The 20307-nt window shown below is 70.4% G+C and carries 13 protein-coding genes and 2 pseudogenes; 9 read left to right on the top strand and 6 right to left on the bottom strand.

Annotation, left to right across the window (positions count from 1 at the left end):
- Positions 1-420: 420 nt before the first annotated feature.
- Both ABZV38_RS19055 and ABZV38_RS19050 read left to right on the top strand, forming a co-directional pair.
- The gene (locus ABZV38_RS19055) at positions 421-1935 is read left to right on the top strand and encodes an FUSC family protein (protein WP_356328404.1); all 1515 of its coding nucleotides are present in this window, start codon (positions 421-423) and stop codon (positions 1933-1935) included.
- A 134-nt stretch (positions 1936-2069) separates the two neighbouring features.
- Positions 2070-3137: a lactonase family protein gene (locus ABZV38_RS19050; protein ID WP_356328402.1), complete on the top strand. Its 1068-nt coding sequence runs from the start codon at positions 2070-2072 to the stop codon at positions 3135-3137.
- A gap of 130 nt (positions 3138-3267) precedes the next feature.
- On the opposite strand, the gene ABZV38_RS19045 is transcribed toward ABZV38_RS19050, so the two are convergent.
- The 4 genes from ABZV38_RS19045 to ABZV38_RS19030 all read right to left on the bottom strand — a co-directional run bounded on the left by ABZV38_RS19045 (position 3268) and on the right by ABZV38_RS19030 (position 7285).
- Entirely contained in the window at positions 3268-4191 is a 924-nt protein-coding gene (locus tag ABZV38_RS19045; RefSeq protein WP_356328400.1) for a hypothetical protein, read from the bottom strand.
- Between the two features lie 119 nt (positions 4192-4310).
- Positions 4311-5342, bottom strand: coding sequence for a BadF/BadG/BcrA/BcrD ATPase family protein (locus tag ABZV38_RS19040; RefSeq protein WP_356328398.1), 1032 nt, complete (start codon positions 5340-5342; stop codon positions 4311-4313).
- Positions 5339-6016 (bottom strand): uracil-DNA glycosylase, encoded by a 678-nt coding sequence (locus ABZV38_RS19035; protein WP_356328397.1) that lies wholly within the window; start codon positions 6014-6016, stop codon positions 5339-5341. Before ABZV38_RS19035 ends, ABZV38_RS19040 begins: the two co-directional genes overlap by 4 nt.
- Before the next feature lie 180 nt (positions 6017-6196).
- Positions 6197-7285, bottom strand: coding sequence for an exo-alpha-sialidase (locus ABZV38_RS19030; protein ID WP_356328394.1), 1089 nt, complete (start codon positions 7283-7285; stop codon positions 6197-6199).
- A gap of 240 nt (positions 7286-7525) precedes the next feature.
- Between ABZV38_RS19030 and ABZV38_RS19025 the strand changes: the two genes are divergently transcribed.
- Entirely contained in the window at positions 7526-8242 is a 717-nt protein-coding gene (locus ABZV38_RS19025; RefSeq protein WP_356328392.1) for a cupin domain-containing protein, read from the top strand.
- A gap of 102 nt (positions 8243-8344) precedes the next feature.
- Here the strand turns inward: ABZV38_RS19025 and ABZV38_RS19020 are convergent.
- Together ABZV38_RS19020 and ABZV38_RS19015 are read right to left on the bottom strand one after the other, a co-directional pair.
- Positions 8345-10979, bottom strand: a pseudogene (locus tag ABZV38_RS19020) (SpoIIE family protein phosphatase).
- Positions 10980-11241: 262 nt separating this feature from the next.
- Complete coding sequence (locus ABZV38_RS19015; RefSeq protein WP_356328390.1) at positions 11242-12300, bottom strand: LacI family DNA-binding transcriptional regulator; 1059 nt, start codon at positions 12298-12300, stop codon at positions 11242-11244.
- Positions 12301-12513: 213 nt separating this feature from the next.
- Between ABZV38_RS19015 and ABZV38_RS19010 the strand changes: the two genes are divergently transcribed.
- The 6 genes and pseudogenes from ABZV38_RS19010 to ABZV38_RS18985 form a co-directional block, all read left to right on the top strand.
- The gene (locus ABZV38_RS19010; protein WP_356328388.1) at positions 12514-13761 is read left to right on the top strand and encodes an extracellular solute-binding protein; all 1248 of its coding nucleotides are present in this window, start codon (positions 12514-12516) and stop codon (positions 13759-13761) included.
- A 2-nt stretch (positions 13762-13763) separates the two neighbouring features.
- Positions 13764-14693, top strand: coding sequence for a sugar ABC transporter permease (locus tag ABZV38_RS19005; RefSeq protein ID WP_356328387.1), 930 nt, complete (start codon positions 13764-13766; stop codon positions 14691-14693).
- A 37-nt stretch (positions 14694-14730) separates the two neighbouring features.
- Entirely contained in the window at positions 14731-15591 is an 861-nt protein-coding gene (locus tag ABZV38_RS19000) for a carbohydrate ABC transporter permease (RefSeq protein WP_356328495.1), read from the top strand.
- A gap of 52 nt (positions 15592-15643) precedes the next feature.
- On the top strand, positions 15644-18034 hold the full coding sequence (locus tag ABZV38_RS18995; RefSeq protein ID WP_356328385.1) for a glycoside hydrolase family 3 N-terminal domain-containing protein: 2391 nt from the start codon (positions 15644-15646) through the stop codon (positions 18032-18034).
- A gap of 103 nt (positions 18035-18137) precedes the next feature.
- Positions 18138-19238, top strand: a complete 1101-nt coding sequence (locus ABZV38_RS18990; protein WP_356328383.1) for an endo-1,4-beta-xylanase — start codon at positions 18138-18140, stop codon at positions 19236-19238.
- A gap of 37 nt (positions 19239-19275) precedes the next feature.
- Positions 19276-20208, top strand: a pseudogene (locus ABZV38_RS18985) (enolase C-terminal domain-like protein); the annotation flags it as partial.
- Between the last annotated feature and the right edge of the window lie 99 nt (positions 20209-20307).

Below are 20307 nucleotides of genomic sequence, written 5' to 3'. Positions count from 1 at the left end.
ATGGGTGACCTTCGAATGTGAGGCATTCTGGCGAGGTTGCCTGCGATACGTGAGTTGAGTGTGGGGCGCGCGGGCGCGATGATCAGCGGTCCGGCCGCGACGGGAATCGCAGAGTGTTACCGGTCACGTTGCGTGGTTTTTGCCTTGGGGAGGCGCGAGGCGTGTCGCGGCCCGGTCTGACGGCATCGCCCCGACTGCGCGCGGCAACGGCTCGGCGGGCAGCGATGGTGTCACCGCCCCGGCATGGTCCATTGGCGTACCGGTGGCACACCAGGAGGTCGGAATTATGTGCCATTGGCACAGGTGGATCGGCCTGACTTGAGCCAGATGGTGTTCGGATGCTGTCATGAACCCAGTCGATGGCGCTGCGGATCCCGCGGCGCCTTTTTCATGCCAGGACTTAGTGGGGAGAGCCAAGCGGTGCTGAAGCGGATGTTGGTGGCTCCGGACCCGGGGCGGCTGCGGCTGCGCAACGCGACGCGGGCCGTCGTCGGTATCGGCCTTGCCGTGACCTTCTCGGGCCTCGCCTCTCACTCGCTTCCCGCGGCCGTCGCCGGCGGCCTCGCCGCGCTGCTCGCTCTCTTCACGGTCACCGACGCCAGGGTCAGGGACCAGGCGCTCACCACCTCGCTGCTGCCCCTCGTCGGCTTTCCGGTGCTGGCGCTGGCGACGGCGCTGCACGACTACCCGCTCGCGCGCGATCTGGCGTTCCTCGCCATCGTGTGTTCAGGGGTGTACGCGCGCCGCTGGGGGCCGCGCGGCCATGCCCTGGGGATCTTCGTGTTCATGGCGTTCTTCATGGCGCAGTTCCTGCACGCGGTACCGGGTCAGCTGCCCGAGCTGTACGCCGCCGTCGCGCTCTCCCTCGTCACGTCATCGACCGTCCGCTTCGTTCTCTGGTGCTACGAACGGCGACTGCCGGTGCCCGTCGTGCCCGCGCTGGACGGCGGCAGCGGTCTGACCCGTGCGACCACGCGCCAGGCGATCCAGGCGACCGCCGCCGCTGCCTTCGCACTCGGCGTCGGACAGCTTCTTTCCATGGACCGCTGGTACTGGGCGGTCGGCACCGTCTGGTGGATCTTCGTGAACACCGCCTCGCGGGGCGAGACGCTGGTCCGCGGCTTCCGCCGGGTCCTCGGCACGGTGGTCGGCATCGCCGCCGGCCTGCTGATCGCCGTCCCGCTGCACGGAGACACGGCCCTCACCGCCGTCCTCGTCACGGTCTGCGTCTTCGGGATCTTCTACACCGCCGCTGTCTCCTACAGCTGGATGGTCTTCTTCGTGACCGTGATGGCCGGACTGCTCTACGGGCTGCTCGGTGTACTGAACCCTGGGCTCCTCGTCCTGCGGCTCACGGAGACCGGGGCGGGGGCTCTCGGGGCGGCCCTCGCCGTCGTCCTCGTGCTGCCCGTCACTCTCCACGCGACCACCGATGCCTGGATCCAGCGGGCGCTGCGCTGCGTGCACGCGTGCACCGCCGAGGCCGCCGCGCGCCTCGCCGGCTCCCCGACCGCCGACCCTGCCCCGCGCGTGACCGAACTGGAGGCGCTGCTCGGCCGGGTCAGGCTCTCCCTCGCCCCTCTGGTGCACCCCCTCAACCCGCTGCGGGCCCGTAAGGCGCGCGCCCGGCAGGTCCTCGTACTGCTCGACCTCTGCGCCCGCGAGGTGCGCGGCCTCGCCGCAGTCGCCGCCGACCCGGACGCCTCGCACGACGCCCGGCTCGACGCCGCCTGCCGTCGGGTCGAGGCCGCGGTGCTGGCTCTGGCACAGCCCCGCCCGGTCCGTACGGAACTGCGTGCCGCGCCCGCGCACGCGCCGCACCACCACCCCGGCGCCGAGGCCGCCCTCACGCATCTGCACGCCCTGGAAGGGGCCCTCGCGGAGCTGGCCGCGCCCCTGCACACCTCGCCGCGGTCCCCGCTCGTCCCCGCATGACCTGCGGCTGCGCGGAGGCGGTCTACGGCATGGCGGCCCTGGTCTAGACCGCGGGGTGCGCGCTGCTACCGTCGCCCCGGAAGATCGCAACGGCCCGGACCGTCGTGATCAGTCGGCGGAGAGGGGCAGCAGCGGTGAGCAGCATCGGTGCCGGACGGGCATTCATCGGGTCGTTCACGTCGGCGGGCGGGCGGGGAGTCACCGTCGCCGCCGTGGACCGGGAGACCGGGGCGCTGACCGTCCTCGGCGCGACGGACTCCGTCCCCGATCCTTCGTATCTCGTCCTGGGGCCCGGCCCCGGATCCGGCTCCACCGCCCTCTATGCGGTCAGTGAGACCGAGACCGGCGCAGCCGCAGCTCTGGACATCACCGGCGATGTGCCACAGCCCCTCGGTGAGCTACGGCCGGTGGAGGGCAACGGCCCCACGCATCTGGCGGTCGCCGGCGGCCACCTGATCACCGCCAACTACGGCTCGGGCAGCGTCACCGCCCTCCCGGTCCGCGCCGACGGATCGCTGGGCGCCGCTGCCTCCGTACTCCAGCACGAGGGCAGTGGTCCGCGCACCGACCGCCAGCACGCCCCGCACGCCCACCAGGTGCAGCCCGACCCGTCGGGCAACTGGTTGCTGAGCGTGGACCTCGGGACCGACTCCATACGGATCTGCGCCCTCGACCCGGGCAACGGGACGCTGCGGCTGCACGGCGAGACCGCGCTGCGGCCGGGCACCGGACCGCGCCATCTGGCCTTCCATCCCGGGGGCGCGCACGCCTACGTCCTGAACGAGCTCGAACCGACCGCCACCGTCTGCCGCTGGGACGCGGCCACCGGAGTCCTCGAACCGCTCGGCGAGACGGTCGTCGTGCCCGAGGACGTGGTCGCCGACCCCGAGGCCGTCGTCTACCCGTCCGCGGTGGTCGTCTCGCACGACGGACGGTTCCTCTGGGCCGCCAACCGGGGGCACGACAGCATTGCCGTCCTCGCCCTCGACGCATCGGGCGAGAAGGCCTCCCTGGTCACGAACGTGGGCTGCGGTGGCCACTGGCCGCGCGACCTGGCCCTCGACCCCACCGGCCAGTGGCTGTACGCGGCCAATGAGCGGTCCGGGAACGTCAGCTGGTTCGCCGTCGACGCGACGACCGGCATCCCGCGCCACAGAGGCTCCCTGACGGCTCCAGCGGCCTCCTGCGTCGTTTTCGACTGACCGCCGGGACGGATCGCCCGACCGCACCGCGCGCAGCACATGTCACAGAGCACGCCTTCACACCGCACACAGCGGGGCCCGTACCGGTCGAATCCTCCGGTACGGGCCCCGCTGCTCTGTGCCGGCCAGGTCAGTGGGCCTGGGCCCCGTGCGGCGTACCCGGGGCGATGCCCAGCGCCGTCATGTACATCGACAGCACGAGTTTGCCGATCGCCGGGTACGCGCCGAGCGGCTCGGCTGTCGCGCAGCCCGCCTCCTTCGCGGCGGCGTCCAGCAGCCCCTCCGCGATCTCGGGACCCACCAGGTACGGCGCCACGGCCAGCTGCATCGAACCGGAGCCCTTCAGCTGCTCGGCGATCGACGCGACCGAACCCTCGACATCGAGGGCCGCGGCCATCACCGGCACCGCAAGCCGCGCGGCCAGCAGCATGCCGGTGATCCCGGCGGCCTGCACGGCCTCCTCGCCACCCACGGTGGCCAGCACGATGCCGTCGGCGGCCGTGGCCACGGTGAACAGCCTGGCGCGGTCGGCACGGGCCAGACCGGCCTCGGAGAGGCGTACGTGCAGCGCCTCGGCGAGCAGCGGGTGCGGACCGAGCACATCGGTCAGCTCGACCTGCGCGCGGCTGTCCATGACGGCTTGGCGTATCCGCCGGATCAGGGCACTGTCCGGTCCCGCGAGCAGCGGCACCACGACGGCGGCCGGACCCTCGGGCTCGGCGACCTCACGGCCCGCGGCCTTCGCCTGCTCGAAGCGCGCGATGCGCTCGGCGGCAGCGTCCGCGAGAACGGAGACGAGCGTGGGGTATTCGGCGTCGTCGCCGTCGAGATAACCGATCCGCACATTGAGACCGGGCAGCTCGGAACGGGCAATGCTGATGACCTCTTCGGCAAGGCTGCGGGTAGCCGACGAGGGGGTACCGGGAACGGCAAGAACGAGGGCAGCAGCGCCCTCAGGCGCGACCACGAGCTCCGGGCGGCGGTGCCGTCCGGACTGGCGAGGTCGCGGCATTCGTACAGGCAGGCCGGAAGCGGGCCCAGTGGGGGTGCTCATGGCGCCGCATGCTACTGGTTTTGGGTACCCCGCTGTTCGGGGAGGGCCCAGTCGGGCGTTATCTGTCCGCTTTTATCCGATGAATGGCTTACCGGCCAACTGCCCTGCTCTGTCGGTCCTTACAGTCGCTCCTGTCCAGGCCCGTAGGCGGGTACGCACAGCATCGTCGGGTGCAGCGGCAGCCGCAGATCACCGGTGGCCAGCGCCTCGGCGATGCGTAGCGAACCGATCAGCGGATCACCCGAACCGGGGACCGTCCGTGCCCGCGGAAGTTGCCGGGCGAGCTCTTCGCGCAGCGGTACGAGGAGCGGGTCGCCCATCCGGAACAAGCCACCCGTCAGGGCCACTTCGCACGGCTCGTCGTCCGCCGTGCGCTGCGGGCACACCGCCGCGGCCGCCTCCGCGATGTGTCCGGCGGCGTCCCGCAGGATGCCCGCGGCGACCGGATCGTCGCCGGCGCACGAGGCGACCTCGGGGGCGAACGAGGCCAGCAGCGCGGGCCGGTCGGTACGCGGATAGAGCAGGCCGGGCAGGTCCGCCGCCGGACCGAACACCGCTTCCAGCCGGGCCAGCAGCGCGGCCGATCCGCCGCGCCGCCCGTCATGTGCGCGCATCGCCGCATCGAGGCCGGCCCGGCCGATCCAGGCACCGCCGCCGCTGTCGCCCAGCAGATGGCCCCAGCCGTCGGCCCGGCGCCAGTTCGTCAGATCCGTGCCCAGCGCGATCATGCCCGTGCCGCCCGCGACGACTGCCCCCGGCCGCTGTCCGACCGCTCCGGCGTACGCGGTCACGGCATCGGCGGCGAGTGCCAGCAGGCGTACCCCGAGCGCGCTCTCCAGGGCCGCCGGAAGCTCGGCGCGCAGCTGGTCTCCCAGCGTCGCCATGCCTGCGGCGCCGATCGCCACGGCGGCGATGGTGGCGCCCTCGGCGGTCCGCTCCTGCTCACCGGCCTGGGCGCGCAGCTCCCGGGTGGCGGGAAGCAGCTGTTCCAGCAGGTGTCCGGCATCGATCCCGGCCGGTCCGGTACGCACCGGTGCGGCGCAGACCACGGTGGCCACCGGCTTCTCGGACCCGACGACGCGGAGCGCCACCCGCAACCCTGAACCGCCCGAGTCCACCCCGAGGACGTACGGCCCCGCGGCGGCGGTCACGGCAGCTGCCAGTCGACCGGCTGCGCTCCCTGGCGCTCCAGCAGTTCATTGGCCCGGCTGAACGGCCGCGAGCCGAAGAACCCGCGGTCCGCGGACATGGGGGAGGGGTGCGAGGACTCGATCGCCGGGAAGTCGCCCAGCAGCGGCCGCAGATTGCGGGCATCACGCCCCCACAGGATCGACACCAGCGGTGTGCCCCGCGCCACCAGCGCCCGGATCGCCTGCTCGGTCACTTCCTCCCAGCCCTTGCCGCGGTGCGCCGCGGGCCGACGGGGCGCCGTGGTCAGCGCCCTGTTGAGCAGCAGCACCCCCTGCCGGGTCCAGGGCGTCAGGTCGCCGTTGGACGGTCTGGGCAGTCCCAGATCCGTGTGCAGTTCCCGGTAGATGTTCTCCAGGCTGCCCGGCAGCGGCCGGACGTCGGGCGCGACCGAGAAGCTCAGCCCCACGGCATGGCCCGGCGTCGGGTAGGGGTCCTGACCGACGATCAGGACCCGCACCTCGTCGAAGGGCTGCTGGAACGCCCGCAGCACATGAGGTCCCGCGGGCAGGTAGGTGCGCCCCGCGGCGATCTCCGCGCGCAGGAAGTCGCCCATCGCGGCGATGCGTTCGGCCACGGGTTCCAGGGCCTGAGCCCAGCCCGGCTCGATGATCTCTTTCAACGGTCTTGCTGCCACGGGCCGCACTCTACTGCTCATACGACCGGACCGATCAACCGCCGATGGCTGCCTCGCCGCACCGCTGCCCGGTGCGAGCCGGCCGGGATGCGGATGTGGGCATGACCGCTCTCGGCCGGACATCCGCGGATGCGGTGCTGGAGGGTACGCGCGAGGTGCTGCCGCTGCAGCAGGTCCGGTTCAACCGCCGACGACCGCCGCCCGTACGCAGAGCACGTCCGGCAGATGCGAGGCGAGCTGCTCCCAGCTGTCCCCGTCGTCCCTGCTCGCGTACACCTCGCCGTTGCGATTGCCGAAGTAGACCCCGGCCGGGTCGGCGTTGTCCGTACAGAGGGCGTCACGCAGCACCGTGCCGTAATGCGTCTCCTCGGGCAGCCCGGCGGACAGCGGCTCCCAGCTGTTGCCGGCGTCGCTCGTGCGGAACACCCGGCAGCGGTGCTCAGCCGGGACGCGGTCGGCGTCGGCATTGATCGGGAAGATGTACGCCGTCTCCGCCCGGTGCGGGTGGGCCGCGGCGGCAAAGCCGAAGTCGGACGGCAGTCCCGCGCCGATGTCCGTCCAGCTGTCCCCGGAGTCGTCGCTGCGGAACACACCCCAGTGATTCTGCAGATAGAGCCGGTCCGGATCGACCGCGTCCCGGGCGACCTTGTGGACGCACTGGCCGAACTCCGGGTTCGGATCCGGCAGGAAGACCGCCGAGACCCCCTTGTTCGACGGGGCCCAGCTCGCACCGCCGTCCTTGGTGCGGAACACCCCGGCCGTGGAGACCGCGACGGTCACGTCCCGCGCATTCCTCGGATCGGTCAGGATCGTGTGGAGCCCCTCGCCGCCCCCGCCCGGCACCCACTTCGAACGCGTCGGATGCTCCCACAGTGGCCGGACCAGCTCGAACGACTCCCCGCGGTCCTCCGAACGGAAGAGCGCGGCCGGCTCCGTCCCCGCGTACACGACGTCGGGCGCCTCGGTCCCCGCCGGGTGCAGCTGCCAGACCCGCTCCAGCGAGGCGCCGGTGAACGGCGGGAATTTCACCGCCGGTTGCTGAGGCTCGACCCAGGTCGCGCCCAGGTCGTCGGAGTGGAACACCGACGGCCCCCAGTGTGCACTGTCCCCGCCGACCAGCAGCCGGGGCACCGGACCGCGGGTGTCGATGGCGATCGAGTAGATCGCCTGCGCATTGAAGTGCGGAGAGCCGAACTCCCAGGCGCCACCCCGCCTTCGGCCGATGAAAAGTCCTTTACGGGTTCCCACAGTGAGTAGTACGTCGGGCATGGCCGACTCCTCCCGAAACGCCTTTGTCGCGGACAGGGGCCAGTCTGCACCCGGCCACTGACAGTGGCGTGCAGAGACGATGTTTGTGCAGGTCGGACGGGGGTGGCGGGCGAAGGGCGGGTCTCCGGCAGCAGGGATGTGACCGTACCCGCGCGGGCCGTCTTGACCCCTGTCCGGAGCGGGCCGTAGCGTGCGGCAGAAAGCGCTTGCTCGGCCGTCGATCCGGACCCAGGAGCACCCGTGGTGACCTTCGAAGGACTGCCCGGCGCCGTTGCCGTCTCCCACCTCCGGGTCTACGACTGGCCCACCGAGGACGGACTGCGCGGTGGTACGCCGCACCTCCATCTCACCTGTTCCGAGGGGTATGTGGTGGTCGGTGGCGCCGGCTCCGTGCAGACCCTCACCGCGTCCGGCTTCCGTCAGACGCCCCTGGCCGCCGGGTCCCTGGTGTGGTTCACCCCCGGCACGATCCACCGCCTCGTCAACGACGACGCCCTGCGCATCGTCGTCCTCATGCAGAACAGCGGACTGCCCGAGGCCGGGGATGCCGTTCTCACGCTGCCGCCCCGCTACCTGACGGACGCCGACACCTACTGCGCGGCCGTCGCACTCCCCGCCGACGCAGTCGAGCCGGAGCAGGAACGGGCCGCCCGCACCCGCCGCGATCTCGCCGTCGAGGGCTTTCTCGCGCTGCGCCGCGCCACCGAGGCCGGCGACCCCGAGCCGCTCGCCGCATTCCACCGCGCGGCCGCCGTGCTCGTACAGCATCGGACGGACGACTGGCGGGCGCGCTGGCAACAGGGCGCCGCCGCCGCATCCCGGGCAACCGGTGAACAGCTGGACTCCCTGGCGCAGGGGCACAGTGGCCATCTCGCCGATGCCCGTGTGTACGCCGAACAGCCTTCGGCGTACGGAAAGTTCGGGATGTGCGGCCGTCTCGATGTCTACAGCGGCTGATTCCACAGCGGGCGGCGGCGCGGACCGTGCTCACCGGGTGCGACCCGCAGCTGGTGGGCGCACTGCCGTGCTCCACGGCCCCCGGTGCTCCTGGCGGTGCGCTCAGAGTCCCAAGGCGTCGGTGGCCCACTCGAATGCGGGTGCTCCGCCCGCGCCCGGCGTCTGTTCGGACCAGATGACCTTGCCCGCTGCGGTGGAGCGGGTGCCCCAGCGGTCGGCGAACTGGGCGACGAGATACAGGCCGCGGCCGCCCTCGTCCGTCGTCGACGCGTAGCGCAGATGCGGTGCGGTGCTGCCGGCGTCGGACACTTCGCAGATCAGGGAGCGGTTGTGCAGTATCCGGACCCGGATGGGGGCGCCGCCGTAGCGGATGGCGTTGGTGACCAGCTCACTGAGGATCAGCTCAGTGGCGAAGACTTCTTCCTCCAGCCCCCGGTCGGTGAGCCACTGGGAGACGTCCTTACGTACCCCGGCGACGGCCGAGGGGTCGGGCTCGACGTCCCATTCGCCGACACGGGAGGGGGCGAGGATGTGCGTGGCCGCTACCAGGACGGCGGCGTCGTCACCCGGAGGGGTGGGCAGGAGCGCTGTGATCAGGTCGTCGCAGGTCTCCTCCGGAGTCCGGTGCTGTCCGGCCAGCGTGTCGCGCATCGTGTCGAGTCCGGTGACGAAGGCCCGCTCGCGCGACTGGACGAGACCGTCGGTGTACAGCACCAGACGGCTCCCCTCCGGCAGTGGCAACTCCACTGCCTCGAAAGGCAGTCCGCCGATGCCCAGAGGCAGTCCTGCGGGGACGTCGGGAAACTGCACCGTGCCGTCGGGCAGCACCAGGACGGGACCGGGATGGCCGGCCCGGGCAGCGGAGCAGGCGCCGGCCACCGGGTCGTAGACGGCGTACAGGCAGGTCGCCCCTGCGATCTCCGTGCGCCCCCCGTCCGGATTCTCCTCCTGGTCGATGCGCGCCACCAGTTCGTCGACGCGCGCGAGCAGTTCGTCGGCCGGGAGGTCCAACGTGGCGAAATTGTGGACCGCGGTGCGCAGGCGGCCCATCGTCGCGGCGGCGTGCAGACCGTGTCCGACGACGTCACCGACGACCAGCGCGACGCGGGCACTGGGCAGCGGAATGACGTCGAACCAGTCGCCGCCCACCCCCGCCTGAGCCGGCAGATAGCGGTAAGCGACGTCGAGAGCGTCCTGTTCGGGCAGGCCGCTGCGCAGCAGGCTGCGCTGCAGCGTCACCGCCATCTCGTGCTCGCGGGTGTAGCGGCGGGCGTTGTCGACACAGACGGCTGCCCGGGCGACCAGTTCCTCGGCGAACGTCAGATCGTCCTCGTCGAACGGGTCCGGATTCTCCGAGCGCCAGAAATTCACCATGCCCAGGACCGCACCGCGTGCGTGCAGCGGAATGGAGAGCAGGGAGTGGACCCCGTACGCGATGAATCAGGCCCAGGGCTGCCGGGCTGGTGGGAACGAACCCGATGATCCGTCCGATCGGATAGAAGGGATGGTCGGTACGCACGCCTGCCGAAGCCGTACGGCGCATGTCCAGCACGGTGCCGAGCGGCACCGACGGTTCCTCACCGTGCAGCACGGGTTCGGCGAGGTCGACCGAGGCGAAGTCGGCGAAACGGGGGACCACCACTTCCGCCAGTTCCTCCGCGGTCCGGGTCACATCCAGGGTCGTACCGATGCGCACACCGGCCGCGTGCAGCAGAAGCAGCCGCTCCCGTACCTCTGCGGCCCGGCCGGCAAGGGCGGCCAGTTCCGTCGTGTCCCGCAGGGTGGCGACCGTCCCGGCAGGCCCGCCGTGTTCTTCGGTGGGCCGCAGATTGACGGCCAGCAGCCGGTCGTCGGCCATGCTCACCTCGTCGGAGGCGACCCGGCCGGAGGCGAGCAGTTCCGTGAGGAGGGGAGGCAGGCCGACGTCTGTCACCAGATGCCCCTCGGCGTCCGCAGGCAGGCGCAGCAGCCGCCGGGCCTCGTCGTTGGCCAACAGCAGCCGTCCGTCGCCGTCGATGATGAGCACACCTTCACGTACGGAGTGCAGCACCGCGGCGTGATGCTCGTACAGTCGCGTCATCTCGGCGGGGCCGAGGCCGCGCGTCTGCCGCCGCAGACGTCGGCTGACCAGCGCCGCTCCGCCGGAGGTGAGGGCAAGTGCGGCCACCGCGGCGCCCACGAGCACCGGCAGGTCGCGGTCGGCCATTTTGTCCACGTTCGTGACCGTGATGCCCACGGACACCAGGCCGGCGGTCGAGCCGTCGGCCCTTGGTACGGGCACCACCGAGTTCACGGCCGGCCCCCGGCTCCCCCTGAAGGTTTGGGTGAAGCCGTGCCCGAGAAGCGCCTCCTTGTACGGGCCGAGAATGTGCTTGCCGATCAGTGCGGGATCGGGGTGGGTATAGCGGATTCCGCGTGTGCTGGACACGACGACGTACTCGACGCGGGTGATTTTCCGGACTTCTTCCGCGAGCGGCTGCAGCACGGCGGTGGGATCCCGGCTGTCCAGCGCCGTCACGATGCCCGGGGAGTGAGCGAACGTATCGGCTACGGCGTACGAACGGTTTCGGGCTTCGTGAATGGCGGCGCGCCGGCCCTGCACCACGAGCGCGACCGCCGCCGCGGCGACGAGCAGAACCACGAGCGCCAGCTCCAGAAGCAGCACCTGCCCGGCCACGGTGCGCACGCCGAGCAAGGTGCGGGAGCGCCCAGGGCGCGATGGCCGGAGCCTTGCCATATATCTGCCAAAGCCGCCCATAGCTTATTTTTACCAGCTATGTCCATACAAAAAATCGAATGAGTATCGCTGGTATGAGCAACGGGCAGCGCGGCTTCCCGGGGCGGGGCCGTCACTGCGCCCGCGGCCCGGTCGGCGGGCGCCCCGCTGTCGCCCTACCGAGGCCGTCGTCCGCATCGCCCGCGACCTGCTGCCCGCCCCGGACGGCCGATCGCCACTGTTGTGAAACCGCTGGGAATCCGGCCGCAGGCCGGACAAGGCGTCAACGGCAGGGAGCCGCCGTGCTGCTGCGCACCACCAGGTTGGTCGCGAGGTCGACCCGGGTGGTCGCAGGCTGCTGGCCCCGGCTGAGATCGAGAACCAGCCGGGCCGCGGTCTCGGCCATCTCCGTGAGCGGCTGGCGCACCGTGGTGAGCGGCGGCCCGATCCACCGGGTGAGCGGCAGATCGTCGAAACCGACGACGCTGAGGTCCTCCGGGATACGCAGGCCCAGCTGGCGAGCGGCCTCGTAGACGCCGAGTGCCTGCAGGTCGTTGCCCGCGAAGATGGCGGTGGGCGGCTCAGGCAGCTGCAGGAGTTCCAGCCCTGCGGCGTAGCCGTCTTCGTGCGAGAACTCGCCCTCCCGGACCAGATCGGAATCGAGGGGCAGTCCCGCGGTCTCCATCGCGGCCCGGTAGCCGTCGACCCGGGCCCGGCTGCACATCATCCGGGACGGGCCGCTGACGACACCGATCCGCCGGTGCCCGAGACCGGCCAGATGGCGGGTGGCGGCCAGCCCGCCCTGCCAGTTCGTCGTCCCGACCGACGGCACGTCGTCACCCGGGTCGCCCGCCGGATCGACCACCGCGAACGGGATGTTGCGGCTGGTCAGCTGGGCGCGCTGGGCCGCGGTCAGATCCGAGAGCACCAGGATCACGCCCACCGGCCGACGGGCCAGCACGCCATCCACCCAGGTCTGGCCCGGTGTCAGCCGGCCGGCGCTCTCGGAGAGCACCAGGCTCAGCCCCTCCTCCCGGGCGACGTTCTCGACGCCCCGGACGACCTCCATGGCCCAGCTGCTGTCGAGCTCGTGGAAAACCAGATCGATCAGTTGCGACTGTGCCGTGGACCCCCGCCTGCGGCGGTAGCCGTGGAGCAGCAGCAACTCCTCCACCCTGGTACGCGTACCGGGGGCGACGTCGGCTCGGCCGTTCAGCACTTTCGAAACTGTCGGAGCCGAGACTCCGGCCGCGCGAGCGATCTCCGCCAACGTGGCGGTGCTCTGCGACGGCACGTCGGCAGACGCCTTCTCCTGTGGTGACTGGACCTTTGCAGGGCTCATGCACGAATCGTAGCTTCACGGCGCTCGGATCGGGGAAGGGGCCAGGGTTCGGAAAATCCTTCCCCCAACCTCTTGACGTGCCCGAAACACGACCGTACGGTTCCGGCAACATTCGAAAGAGACCCCGAAACATTCGACAGAGGTGCGGTCATGCGGTCGGGCATTTTCACTCAGGGCACGCGTACGGCGAGATGGACCGCAGCGGGTGCGGCCATGGTAATGGCCGGTCTGCTGGCGGGTTGCGGTACCAGCGGGGGCAGCGGTGGCGACGGCGGAACCATCACCGCATACGTCTACGGCGATGACGCGGTCAAGGTTCAGCAGGCCGCGGTCACGAAGTTCAACAAGACCTCCAAGGTCAAGGTCAAGCTGGTGTCGGTCCCCGGCACCGACTACGTCAACAAGCTCCGCAGCGCGATGGGCTCGCCCAGCGCTCCGGACGTGTTCTTCAATTGGGGTGGCGGCTCGATCAAGCCGTACGTCGACGCGAAGCAGCTCGTCGACCTCACCTCGACCGTGAAGAACGACGCCACGCTCAAGGACGGATTCCTTCCGTCGATCATGACGGCGGGCAGTCTCGACGGGAAGATCTACGGGGTGCCGATGCGCGGCATGCAGCCCGTGATGCTCTTCTACAACAAGACGCTCTTCGCCGAGAACAAGCTGGAGGCTCCCAAGGCCTGGGACGACCTGCAGAACGCCATCACCACCTTCAAGGCCAAGGGCATCACGCCCTTCGCTCTCGGCGGCGCCGACAAGTGGCCCGAGCTGATGTGGATGGAGTACCTGCTCGACCGGATCGGCGGCCCCGAGGTCTTCCAGAAGATCCAGAACGGCGACACCTCCGGCTGGGGCGACCCGGCGGTGCTGAAGGCGGCCCAGACCGTCAAGCAGCTCGTCGACCAGGGTGCCTTCGGCAAGAACTTCAACTCCGTCGACTACGGCAACGGTGGCGCGCCCACGCTCCTCAACAAGGGCAAGGCCGCCATGCACCTCATGGGTTCGTGGGAGTACTCGACCCAGCTGGGCAAGGCGCCCGAGTTCGCCAAGAAGGACCTCGGCTGGACGGCCTTCCCGACCGTGGCCGGCGGCGTCGGCGACGCGGCGGACGTGGTGGGCAACCCGACCAACTACTGGTCGATCAACGCGCGCACCAAGCACAAGGACGCCGCGATCGCCTTCCTGAAGACGATGGCCTCGCAGGAGTACGCCAAGGCCCTGGTCGACAACGGCGACATCCCCACCACCTCCAACGCGGCCTCGATGCTCAGCACGTCGCCCAACCCGCAGTTCGCCAACGACCAGTACAGCATGGTCCAGAAGGCACCCAGCTTCACGCTCTCGTGGGACCAGGCACTGGAGTCCCAGTACGCCACCCCGCTGCTCACCGAGCTCAGCAAGCTGTTCGCCGGCAAGTCCGCCCCTGAGCAGTTCGTCGCAGCGATGAAGGCCGTCAAGTAAGCATGTCCCACCACACTCCGCACGTGAAGACGCGTGGGGGCAGGAAGACAGCCGTCGGCAACGTCGGCCGTCCTCCGGTCAGCTGGGCTCTGCCCGGCATCCTCTTCTTCGCTGTCTTCGCGATCGTCCCGCTGGCGATCGCCGTCTATCTCTCCTTCTGCCGGTGGGACGGGCTGAACTCCCCGACCCCGGCAGGCCTGGACAACTGGACCCGGCTGTTCCAGGACCCGGAATTCCGCCAGGCCGCCTGGCTGAGCCTTCTGCTGACCACCATCAGCTGGGCCTTCCAGACCCCCGTGGCACTGCTCCTCGGTGTCTGGGCAGCGGGCCGGCAGCGCAGCAGGGCCGTGCTCTCCGCGGTCTTCTTCATTCCGCTGCTGCTCTCCACCACCGCAATCGCCATGCTCTTCCACGCCCTGCTGGATCCCAACTTCGGCGTGATCAAGGAGATCGGACCCTGGTTCGGGATCGACCCGAACATCATGGGATCGTCCACCGGCGCCCTGCTCACCGTGGCGTTCGTCGGCGGCTGGCAGTTCATGCCGTTCCACACCCTGATCTATCAGGGCGGTGCCCGGCAGGTCCCCGAGGTGCTGTACCAGGCGGCCGAAATGGACGGCGCCGGTATGTTCCGGCAGTTCTTCCACATCACGCTGCCGCAGTTGCGCCACACCATCACGACCTCGTCGGTCCTGATGATCGTCGGCTCGCTGACGTACTTCGACACCGTGCTGATCATGACCAAGGGCGGTCCCGGAACGGACACCACGGTCCTGCCGTATCTGATGTACCGGACCGGTTTCCAGACCTACGACCTCGGCTATGCCGCGGCGATCGCCACGGCCCTGGTCGTGGTGGCCACTGCCCTGTCGCTGGTCCTGGTCCGCTTCAGCGGCTTCGGAAACATGCGGTCCACCCGGGAAGGTATGTGACGAGATGTCAATCGACACCCGCCCCGAGGCGCCGGCCATGTCACCCGCGGTCCGACGCCATGTGGCCGCCGCCCGCCGCCGCAAGCGCTGGGGCAACCCACTGGCCGGTCTGGGCTCGCTGGTCTGGCTCGTCATCGTGGTCGTACCGCTCTACACGCTGATCTCCTCGTCGCTGATGCACCAGGACGAGGCGCTCAACGGGGACCCGCTGGCCTTCCCCACGCATCCGACGCTCGAGAACTACAACACCGTGCTGAACAGCGGCTTCTCCACGATGCTGGTCAACACGGCAATTGTCGCCGCGTCCACCGTGGCCATCGTGCTGCTGCTCGCGGTGCCGGTCGCCTATGTGGCGGTGCGTACCCGCAGCCGGCTCTCCTCGCTCGCCTTCCGGACCTTCCTGCTCGGTGTGGCGATCCCGGCGCAGGCGGTGATCGTGCCGCTGTATCTGCTCATCGGCAAGATGGGGCTGTACGACACCCTGCCCGCGATCATCCTGCCGACCGCCGCCTTCGCGATGCCGGTGGCGGTCCTGGTGCTCAGCGGCACCATGCGCGATGTCTCCGAGGAGATGTACGAGGCGATGGCGCTCGACGGCGCCTCGCCCCTGCGGATGCTGTGGCAGCTGGCGATCCCCATGTCCAGGGCCGGCATCAGCACGGTGGCCATCTACACGGCGCTCCAGGCGTGGAACGGCTTCCTCTTCCCGCTGATCCTGACGCAGTCGGAGGAGAACCGGGTCCTGACCCTCGGCCTCTTCAACTTCATGACCCAGTTCGGAGTCAACATCCCCGCCGTTCTGGCCGCAATCGTCCTCTCCGTCGTACCCATCTTCGCCGTGTACCTCGTGGCACGGAAGGCGCTGATCAACGGGCTGATGGGGGTGGGCGGCAAGTAGCACACCCACGCCGCCCAGCACTACCGCACTCATGAGAGGAACCCCTGCCCCCATGGCAATCCCCCCTGCCCCGCATGCCCACCAGGCCGCCCGGCCCACCGCCGTCGACGGCCCGTGGCGCGACCCTTCACTCACCCCCGAGACGCGGGTGGCCGACCTCGTCGCCCGGATGACGCTGGAGGAGAAGGCCGCGCAGTTGTACGGAGTCTGGGTGGGTGCCGACGCCGACGGCGACGGGGTCGCACCGCACCAGAACGACATGGTCGACCCGGTCGACTGGGACGAACTCACCACCCGCGGCCTCGGCCAGCTGACCAGGCCGTTCGGTACCGCCCCGGTGGACCCCGGCGTCGGGGCCGTCTCACTGGCCCGCGCCCAGGAGCGGATCGTGGAGGCCGGACGGTTCGGTATCCCGGCGCTCGCCCACGAGGAGTGCCTCGCAGGGTTCACCGCCTGGGGCGCCACCGCCTACCCCGTCCCGCTGTCCTGGGGAGCCGCCTGGAACCCTGATCTGGTCACCGAGATGGCCCACCGCATCGGCCGCGACATGCGGTCGGTGGGTGTCCACCAGGGGCTGGCACCCGTCCTCGACGTGGTGCGCGACCTGCGTTGGGGCCGGGTGGAGGAGACCATCGGTGAGGACCCGTACCTGGTCGCCACCATCGGCACCGCGTACGTCCGCGGCCTGGAGTCCGCCGGGATCGTCGCCACGCTCAAGCACTTCGCCGGATACGCCGCCTCGGCGGGCGCCCGCAACCTCTCTCCGGTCCGGGCCGGTGCGCGCGAGATGGCCGATGTCATCCTCCCGCCCTTCGAGATGGCGCTGCGGGAAGGGGGCGCCCGCTCGGTGATGCACTCGTACGCCGAGATCGACGGCGTCCCCGCGGCGGCCGACCCGGCGCTGCTGACCGAACTGCTCAGGGACACCTGGGGGTTCGACGGCACCGTCGTCGCCGACTACTTCGGCATCGGCTTCCTGGAGACCCTGCACAAGGTCGCCGCGGACCGCGCCGACGCCGCGCGCCTCGCGCTGACCGCCGGGGTCGACGTGGAGCTTCCCACCGTCCGCAGTTACGGCGATGCGCTCGTCGCCGCCGTACAGGACGGCTCCGTGGCCGAGGACCTCGTCGACCGGGCGCTGAACCGGGTCCTGCTGCAGAAGTGCGAACTCGGACTGCTCGACCCGGAGTGGTCGCCGCTGCCGGCCGCACTGATCGGGGCGGACCCCGAGCAGGCGCGTGCCACGGTGGACCTCGACCCGCCGGAGAACCGGGCACTCGCCCGGCAGCTGGCCGAGCAGGCCGTCGTGCTGCTCGCCAACCCCGGCGATGCGCTGCCGTTGCGTGGCGACGGCCGGATCGCGGTCGTCGGGCCGCGTGCCGACGACGCCCTGGCCATGCTCGGCTGCTACTCCTTCCCCAGCCATGTCGGGGTCTCGCACCCCGAGGTGCCGATGGGAATCGACATTCCGACCGTTCTCGAAGCGCTGCGGGGGGAATTCCCCGGCGCGGACATCGGCTCGGCGGCCGGCTGCGACGTGGACGGCACGGACACCTCCGGCATCGAGACCGCGGCCGAACTCGCCCGCCACGCCGATGTGTGCGTCGCCGTGCTCGGCGACCGGGCCGGGCTGTTCGGCCGCGGCACCTCCGGTGAGGGCTGCGACGCCGCCGACCTCGCCCTGCCCGGTGTCCAGGGCGAGCTGCTCGATGCACTGCTGGCCACGGGAGCCCCGGTGATCCTGGTGCTGCTGACGGGCCGTCCGTACGCGCTGGGCCGCTGGGCGGACCGGACGGCTGCCACCGTGCAGGCGTTCTTCCCCGGCGAGGAGGGCGGTCCGGCGCTGGCCGGTGTGCTCTCCGGCCGGGTGAACCCCTCCGGCCGGCTCCCGGTCGGTGTGCCGCAGGGCCCCGGTGGCCAGCCGTGGACGTATCTGCAACCGCCGCTGGGGCTGGCGAGCGGGGTCAGCAACCTGGACCCGACGCCGCTCTACCCCTTCGGACACGGCCTGTCGTACACCTCGTTCGAGTGGGAGGCCGGCGCCGCAGCCCCGGCCGAGCTCCCCACCGACGGCTCCACCGACATCGAACTCACCGTCCGCAACAGCGGTGACCGCGAAGGCGCCGAGGTGGTGCAGCTCTACGTGCACGACCCGGTCGCCCAGACCACCCGCCCGGAGTCGCGGCTGATCGGGTACGCCCGGGTGCAGCTCGCCGCCGGGCAGGCCCGACGTGTGCGGTTCCACTTCCATGCCGATCTGGTGTCCTTCACCGGTATCGGCGGCCGACGGATCGTCGAACCCGGCGATCTCGAACTGCGGCTCGCGACATCCAGCGCGGCCGACGACGTCAAGCAGACCGTGAAGCTGCGGCTCACCGGTCCCGAGCGCACGGTCGATCACCGGCGCCGGCTCGTCTGCGACACGTCGATCGAACTGATCTGAATCTGCCCCCTACTTGAGGGCCCGGGCCTCCCCGCTCCATCGCTCCATCTGCGGGGAGGATCTCGAAACTTTCGACGCGGTACATCCATCGAAGGGACATGTCATGCGCAAGGCAACTCAGGCTGCCGTCGTCGGCACCGCCGCCGCAGCCCTGCTGGTCTCCACGTTCACCGTCGCGGCCAGCGCCACCCCCGAGAACGCCGCCCACCACACCAAGCCGAAGAGCGAGGCCGCGGCCAAGACCCTCGGTGCTCTGGGCAAGCGCGTCGACCTGAGGATAGGAACGGCGGTCGACATGTCGGCGCTCGCCTCCGACGCGCCCTACCGGGCCAAGGCCGCGGGGGAGTTCTCCTCGGTCACCCCGGAGAACGTCATGAAGTGGGAGGCCGTCGAGCCGCAGCGCGGCACGTACGACTGGTCCGCCGCCGACGAGCTGGTGGACTTCGCCAAGGAGAACGGCCAGCTGGTCCGGGGCCACACCCTGGTCTGGCACAGCCAGCTGCCCGCCTGGCTGAACCATGGCGACTTCACGGCCGATGAGCTGCGAGAGATCCTGCACAAGCACATCACCGACCAGGTGACGCACTTCAAGGGCAAGATCTGGCAGTGGGACGTCGTCAACGAGGCCTTCAACGACGACGGCACCATGCGCAACAGCATCTGGCTGCAGAAGCTCGGCCCCGGCTACATCGCCGACGCCTTCCGCTGGGCGCACCAGGCCGACCCCAAGGCCAAGCTCTTCATCAACGACTACAACATCGAGGGCGTCAACGCGAAGAGCACCGCCCTCTACAACCTCGTCACGCAGCTCCGCAAGGAGCATGTGCCGGTTCACGGCGTCGGCATCCAGGGACACCTGGACGTCCAGTACAGCGCCCCGCACGACATTGCCACCAACATGAAGCGCTTCGACGACCTCGGTCTGGAGACCGCGATCACCGAGGCCGACGTCCGCATCCCGATGCCCGCCGACAACACCGAGCTGGAGGCGCAGGCGGAGGCCTACGACGTACTGCTGCGCGGCTGCCTGCTCACCGAGCACTGCACCGACTTCACGGTGTGGGGCTTCACCGACAAGTACTCCTGGGTTCCCGGCGTCTTCACGGGCGAGGGCGCGGCGAACATCCTCGACGAGAACTACAAGGCCAAGGCCGCGTACAACGCGATGAGCGACGACCTCACGCTGGCCGCGGGCAGGGACTGAAAGCGCACATGATCAACAGCACAGGGGAGGCAGCACAGTGACGGACGGCCTCCGGATCCATGCAGTGAAGATCACCCCGGTCGCCTTCCGTGACCCGGCGCTGCTCAACGCGGTCGGCGTGCACGAACCGTACGCACTGCGCGCGATCGTCGAGGTCGACACCGGCGAGGGCCTCATCGGTCTCGGTGAGACCTACGCCGACGAAGGACACCTGCGCCGGCTGCGGGCGGCCGCGGACGCCCTCATCGGAATGGACGTGTACGCGCTCGGCGCCATGCACCGCAAGGTCGCCGAAGTACTGTCCGGAGACAACGGAGCCGGCGGCTCCGGACTGACCGGGATGATCACCACCAGCAGCGCCGTGGACCGGGTGTTCTCCCCGTTCGAGGTCGCCTGCCTGGACCTCCAGGGCAAGGCGGCGGGCCGGCCGGTCAGCGACCTGCTCGGAGGAGCGGTACGGGACTCCGTACCGTTCAGCGCCTACCTCTTCTACAAGTGGGCCGCGCATCCGGGGCAGGAGCCCGACGACTGGGGCGCGGCGCTGGATCCGGAGGCCATCGTCGCCCAGGCGCGCCGGATATTCTCCGAGTACGGCTTCACCGCGATCAAGCTCAAGGGCGGCGTCCGGCCGCCCGAGGAGGAGATCGAAGCGGTCCTCGCGCTGCGAGAGGCCTTCCCGGCAGTGCCGCTGCGGTTCGACCCCAACGCGGCGTGGAGCGTGGAGACTTCGGTCGAGGCGGCCCGCCGACTCGAGGGTGTCCTCGAGTACTTGGAGGACCCGACGCCCGAACTGGGCGGTATGGCACAGGTTGCCAGGCAGACGCCGATCCCTCTGGCCACCAATATGTGCGTCGTCGCGTTCGAGCATCTGGCGCCGGCCGTCGAGCAGGGGTCGGTCCAGGTGGTGCTCTCCGACCACCACTACTGGGGCGGTCTGCACCGCTCCAAGCTGCTCTCCGGCATCTGCGACAACTGTGAGACTCGTGGGGTGCCGTCGGGGGCCGGAGCCTGACCCGTGCGACAACTGGCCTCAACTGCCTTGGAGTAGATCTGTCGGTTCCGGCCCCGG

It is taken from the genome of Streptomyces sp. NPDC005181, from assembly GCF_040608395.1.
In the GTDB taxonomy this organism is placed as follows: Bacteria; Actinomycetota; Actinomycetes; order Streptomycetales; family Streptomycetaceae; genus Streptomyces.
Note: the sequence above shows the minus strand (reverse complement) of the source record. Positions and strands in the feature narration are given on the sequence as shown.

What these genes read in the sequence shown, in the direction of transcription:
- ABZV38_RS19045 (WP_356328400.1), bottom strand. Translation starts at nt 4,191, where the DNA reads ATGAGCACCCCCACTGGGCCCGCTTCCGGCCTGCCTGTACGAATGCCG.
- ABZV38_RS19030 (WP_356328394.1), bottom strand. Translation starts at nt 7,285, where the DNA reads ATGCCCGACGTACTACTCACTGTGGGAACCCGTAAAGGACTTTTCATC.
- ABZV38_RS19015 (WP_356328390.1), bottom strand. Translation starts at nt 12,300, where the DNA reads ATGAGCCCTGCAAAGGTCCAGTCACCACAGGAGAAGGCGTCTGCCGAC.
- ABZV38_RS19010 (WP_356328388.1), top strand. Translation starts at nt 12,514, where the DNA reads ATGGTAATGGCCGGTCTGCTGGCGGGTTGCGGTACCAGCGGGGGCAGC.
- ABZV38_RS19005 (WP_356328387.1), top strand. Translation starts at nt 13,764, where the DNA reads ATGTCCCACCACACTCCGCACGTGAAGACGCGTGGGGGCAGGAAGACA.
- ABZV38_RS19000 (WP_356328495.1), top strand. Translation starts at nt 14,731, where the DNA reads ATGTCACCCGCGGTCCGACGCCATGTGGCCGCCGCCCGCCGCCGCAAG.
- ABZV38_RS18995 (WP_356328385.1), top strand. Translation starts at nt 15,644, where the DNA reads ATGGCAATCCCCCCTGCCCCGCATGCCCACCAGGCCGCCCGGCCCACC.
- ABZV38_RS18990 (WP_356328383.1), top strand. Translation starts at nt 18,138, where the DNA reads ATGCGCAAGGCAACTCAGGCTGCCGTCGTCGGCACCGCCGCCGCAGCC.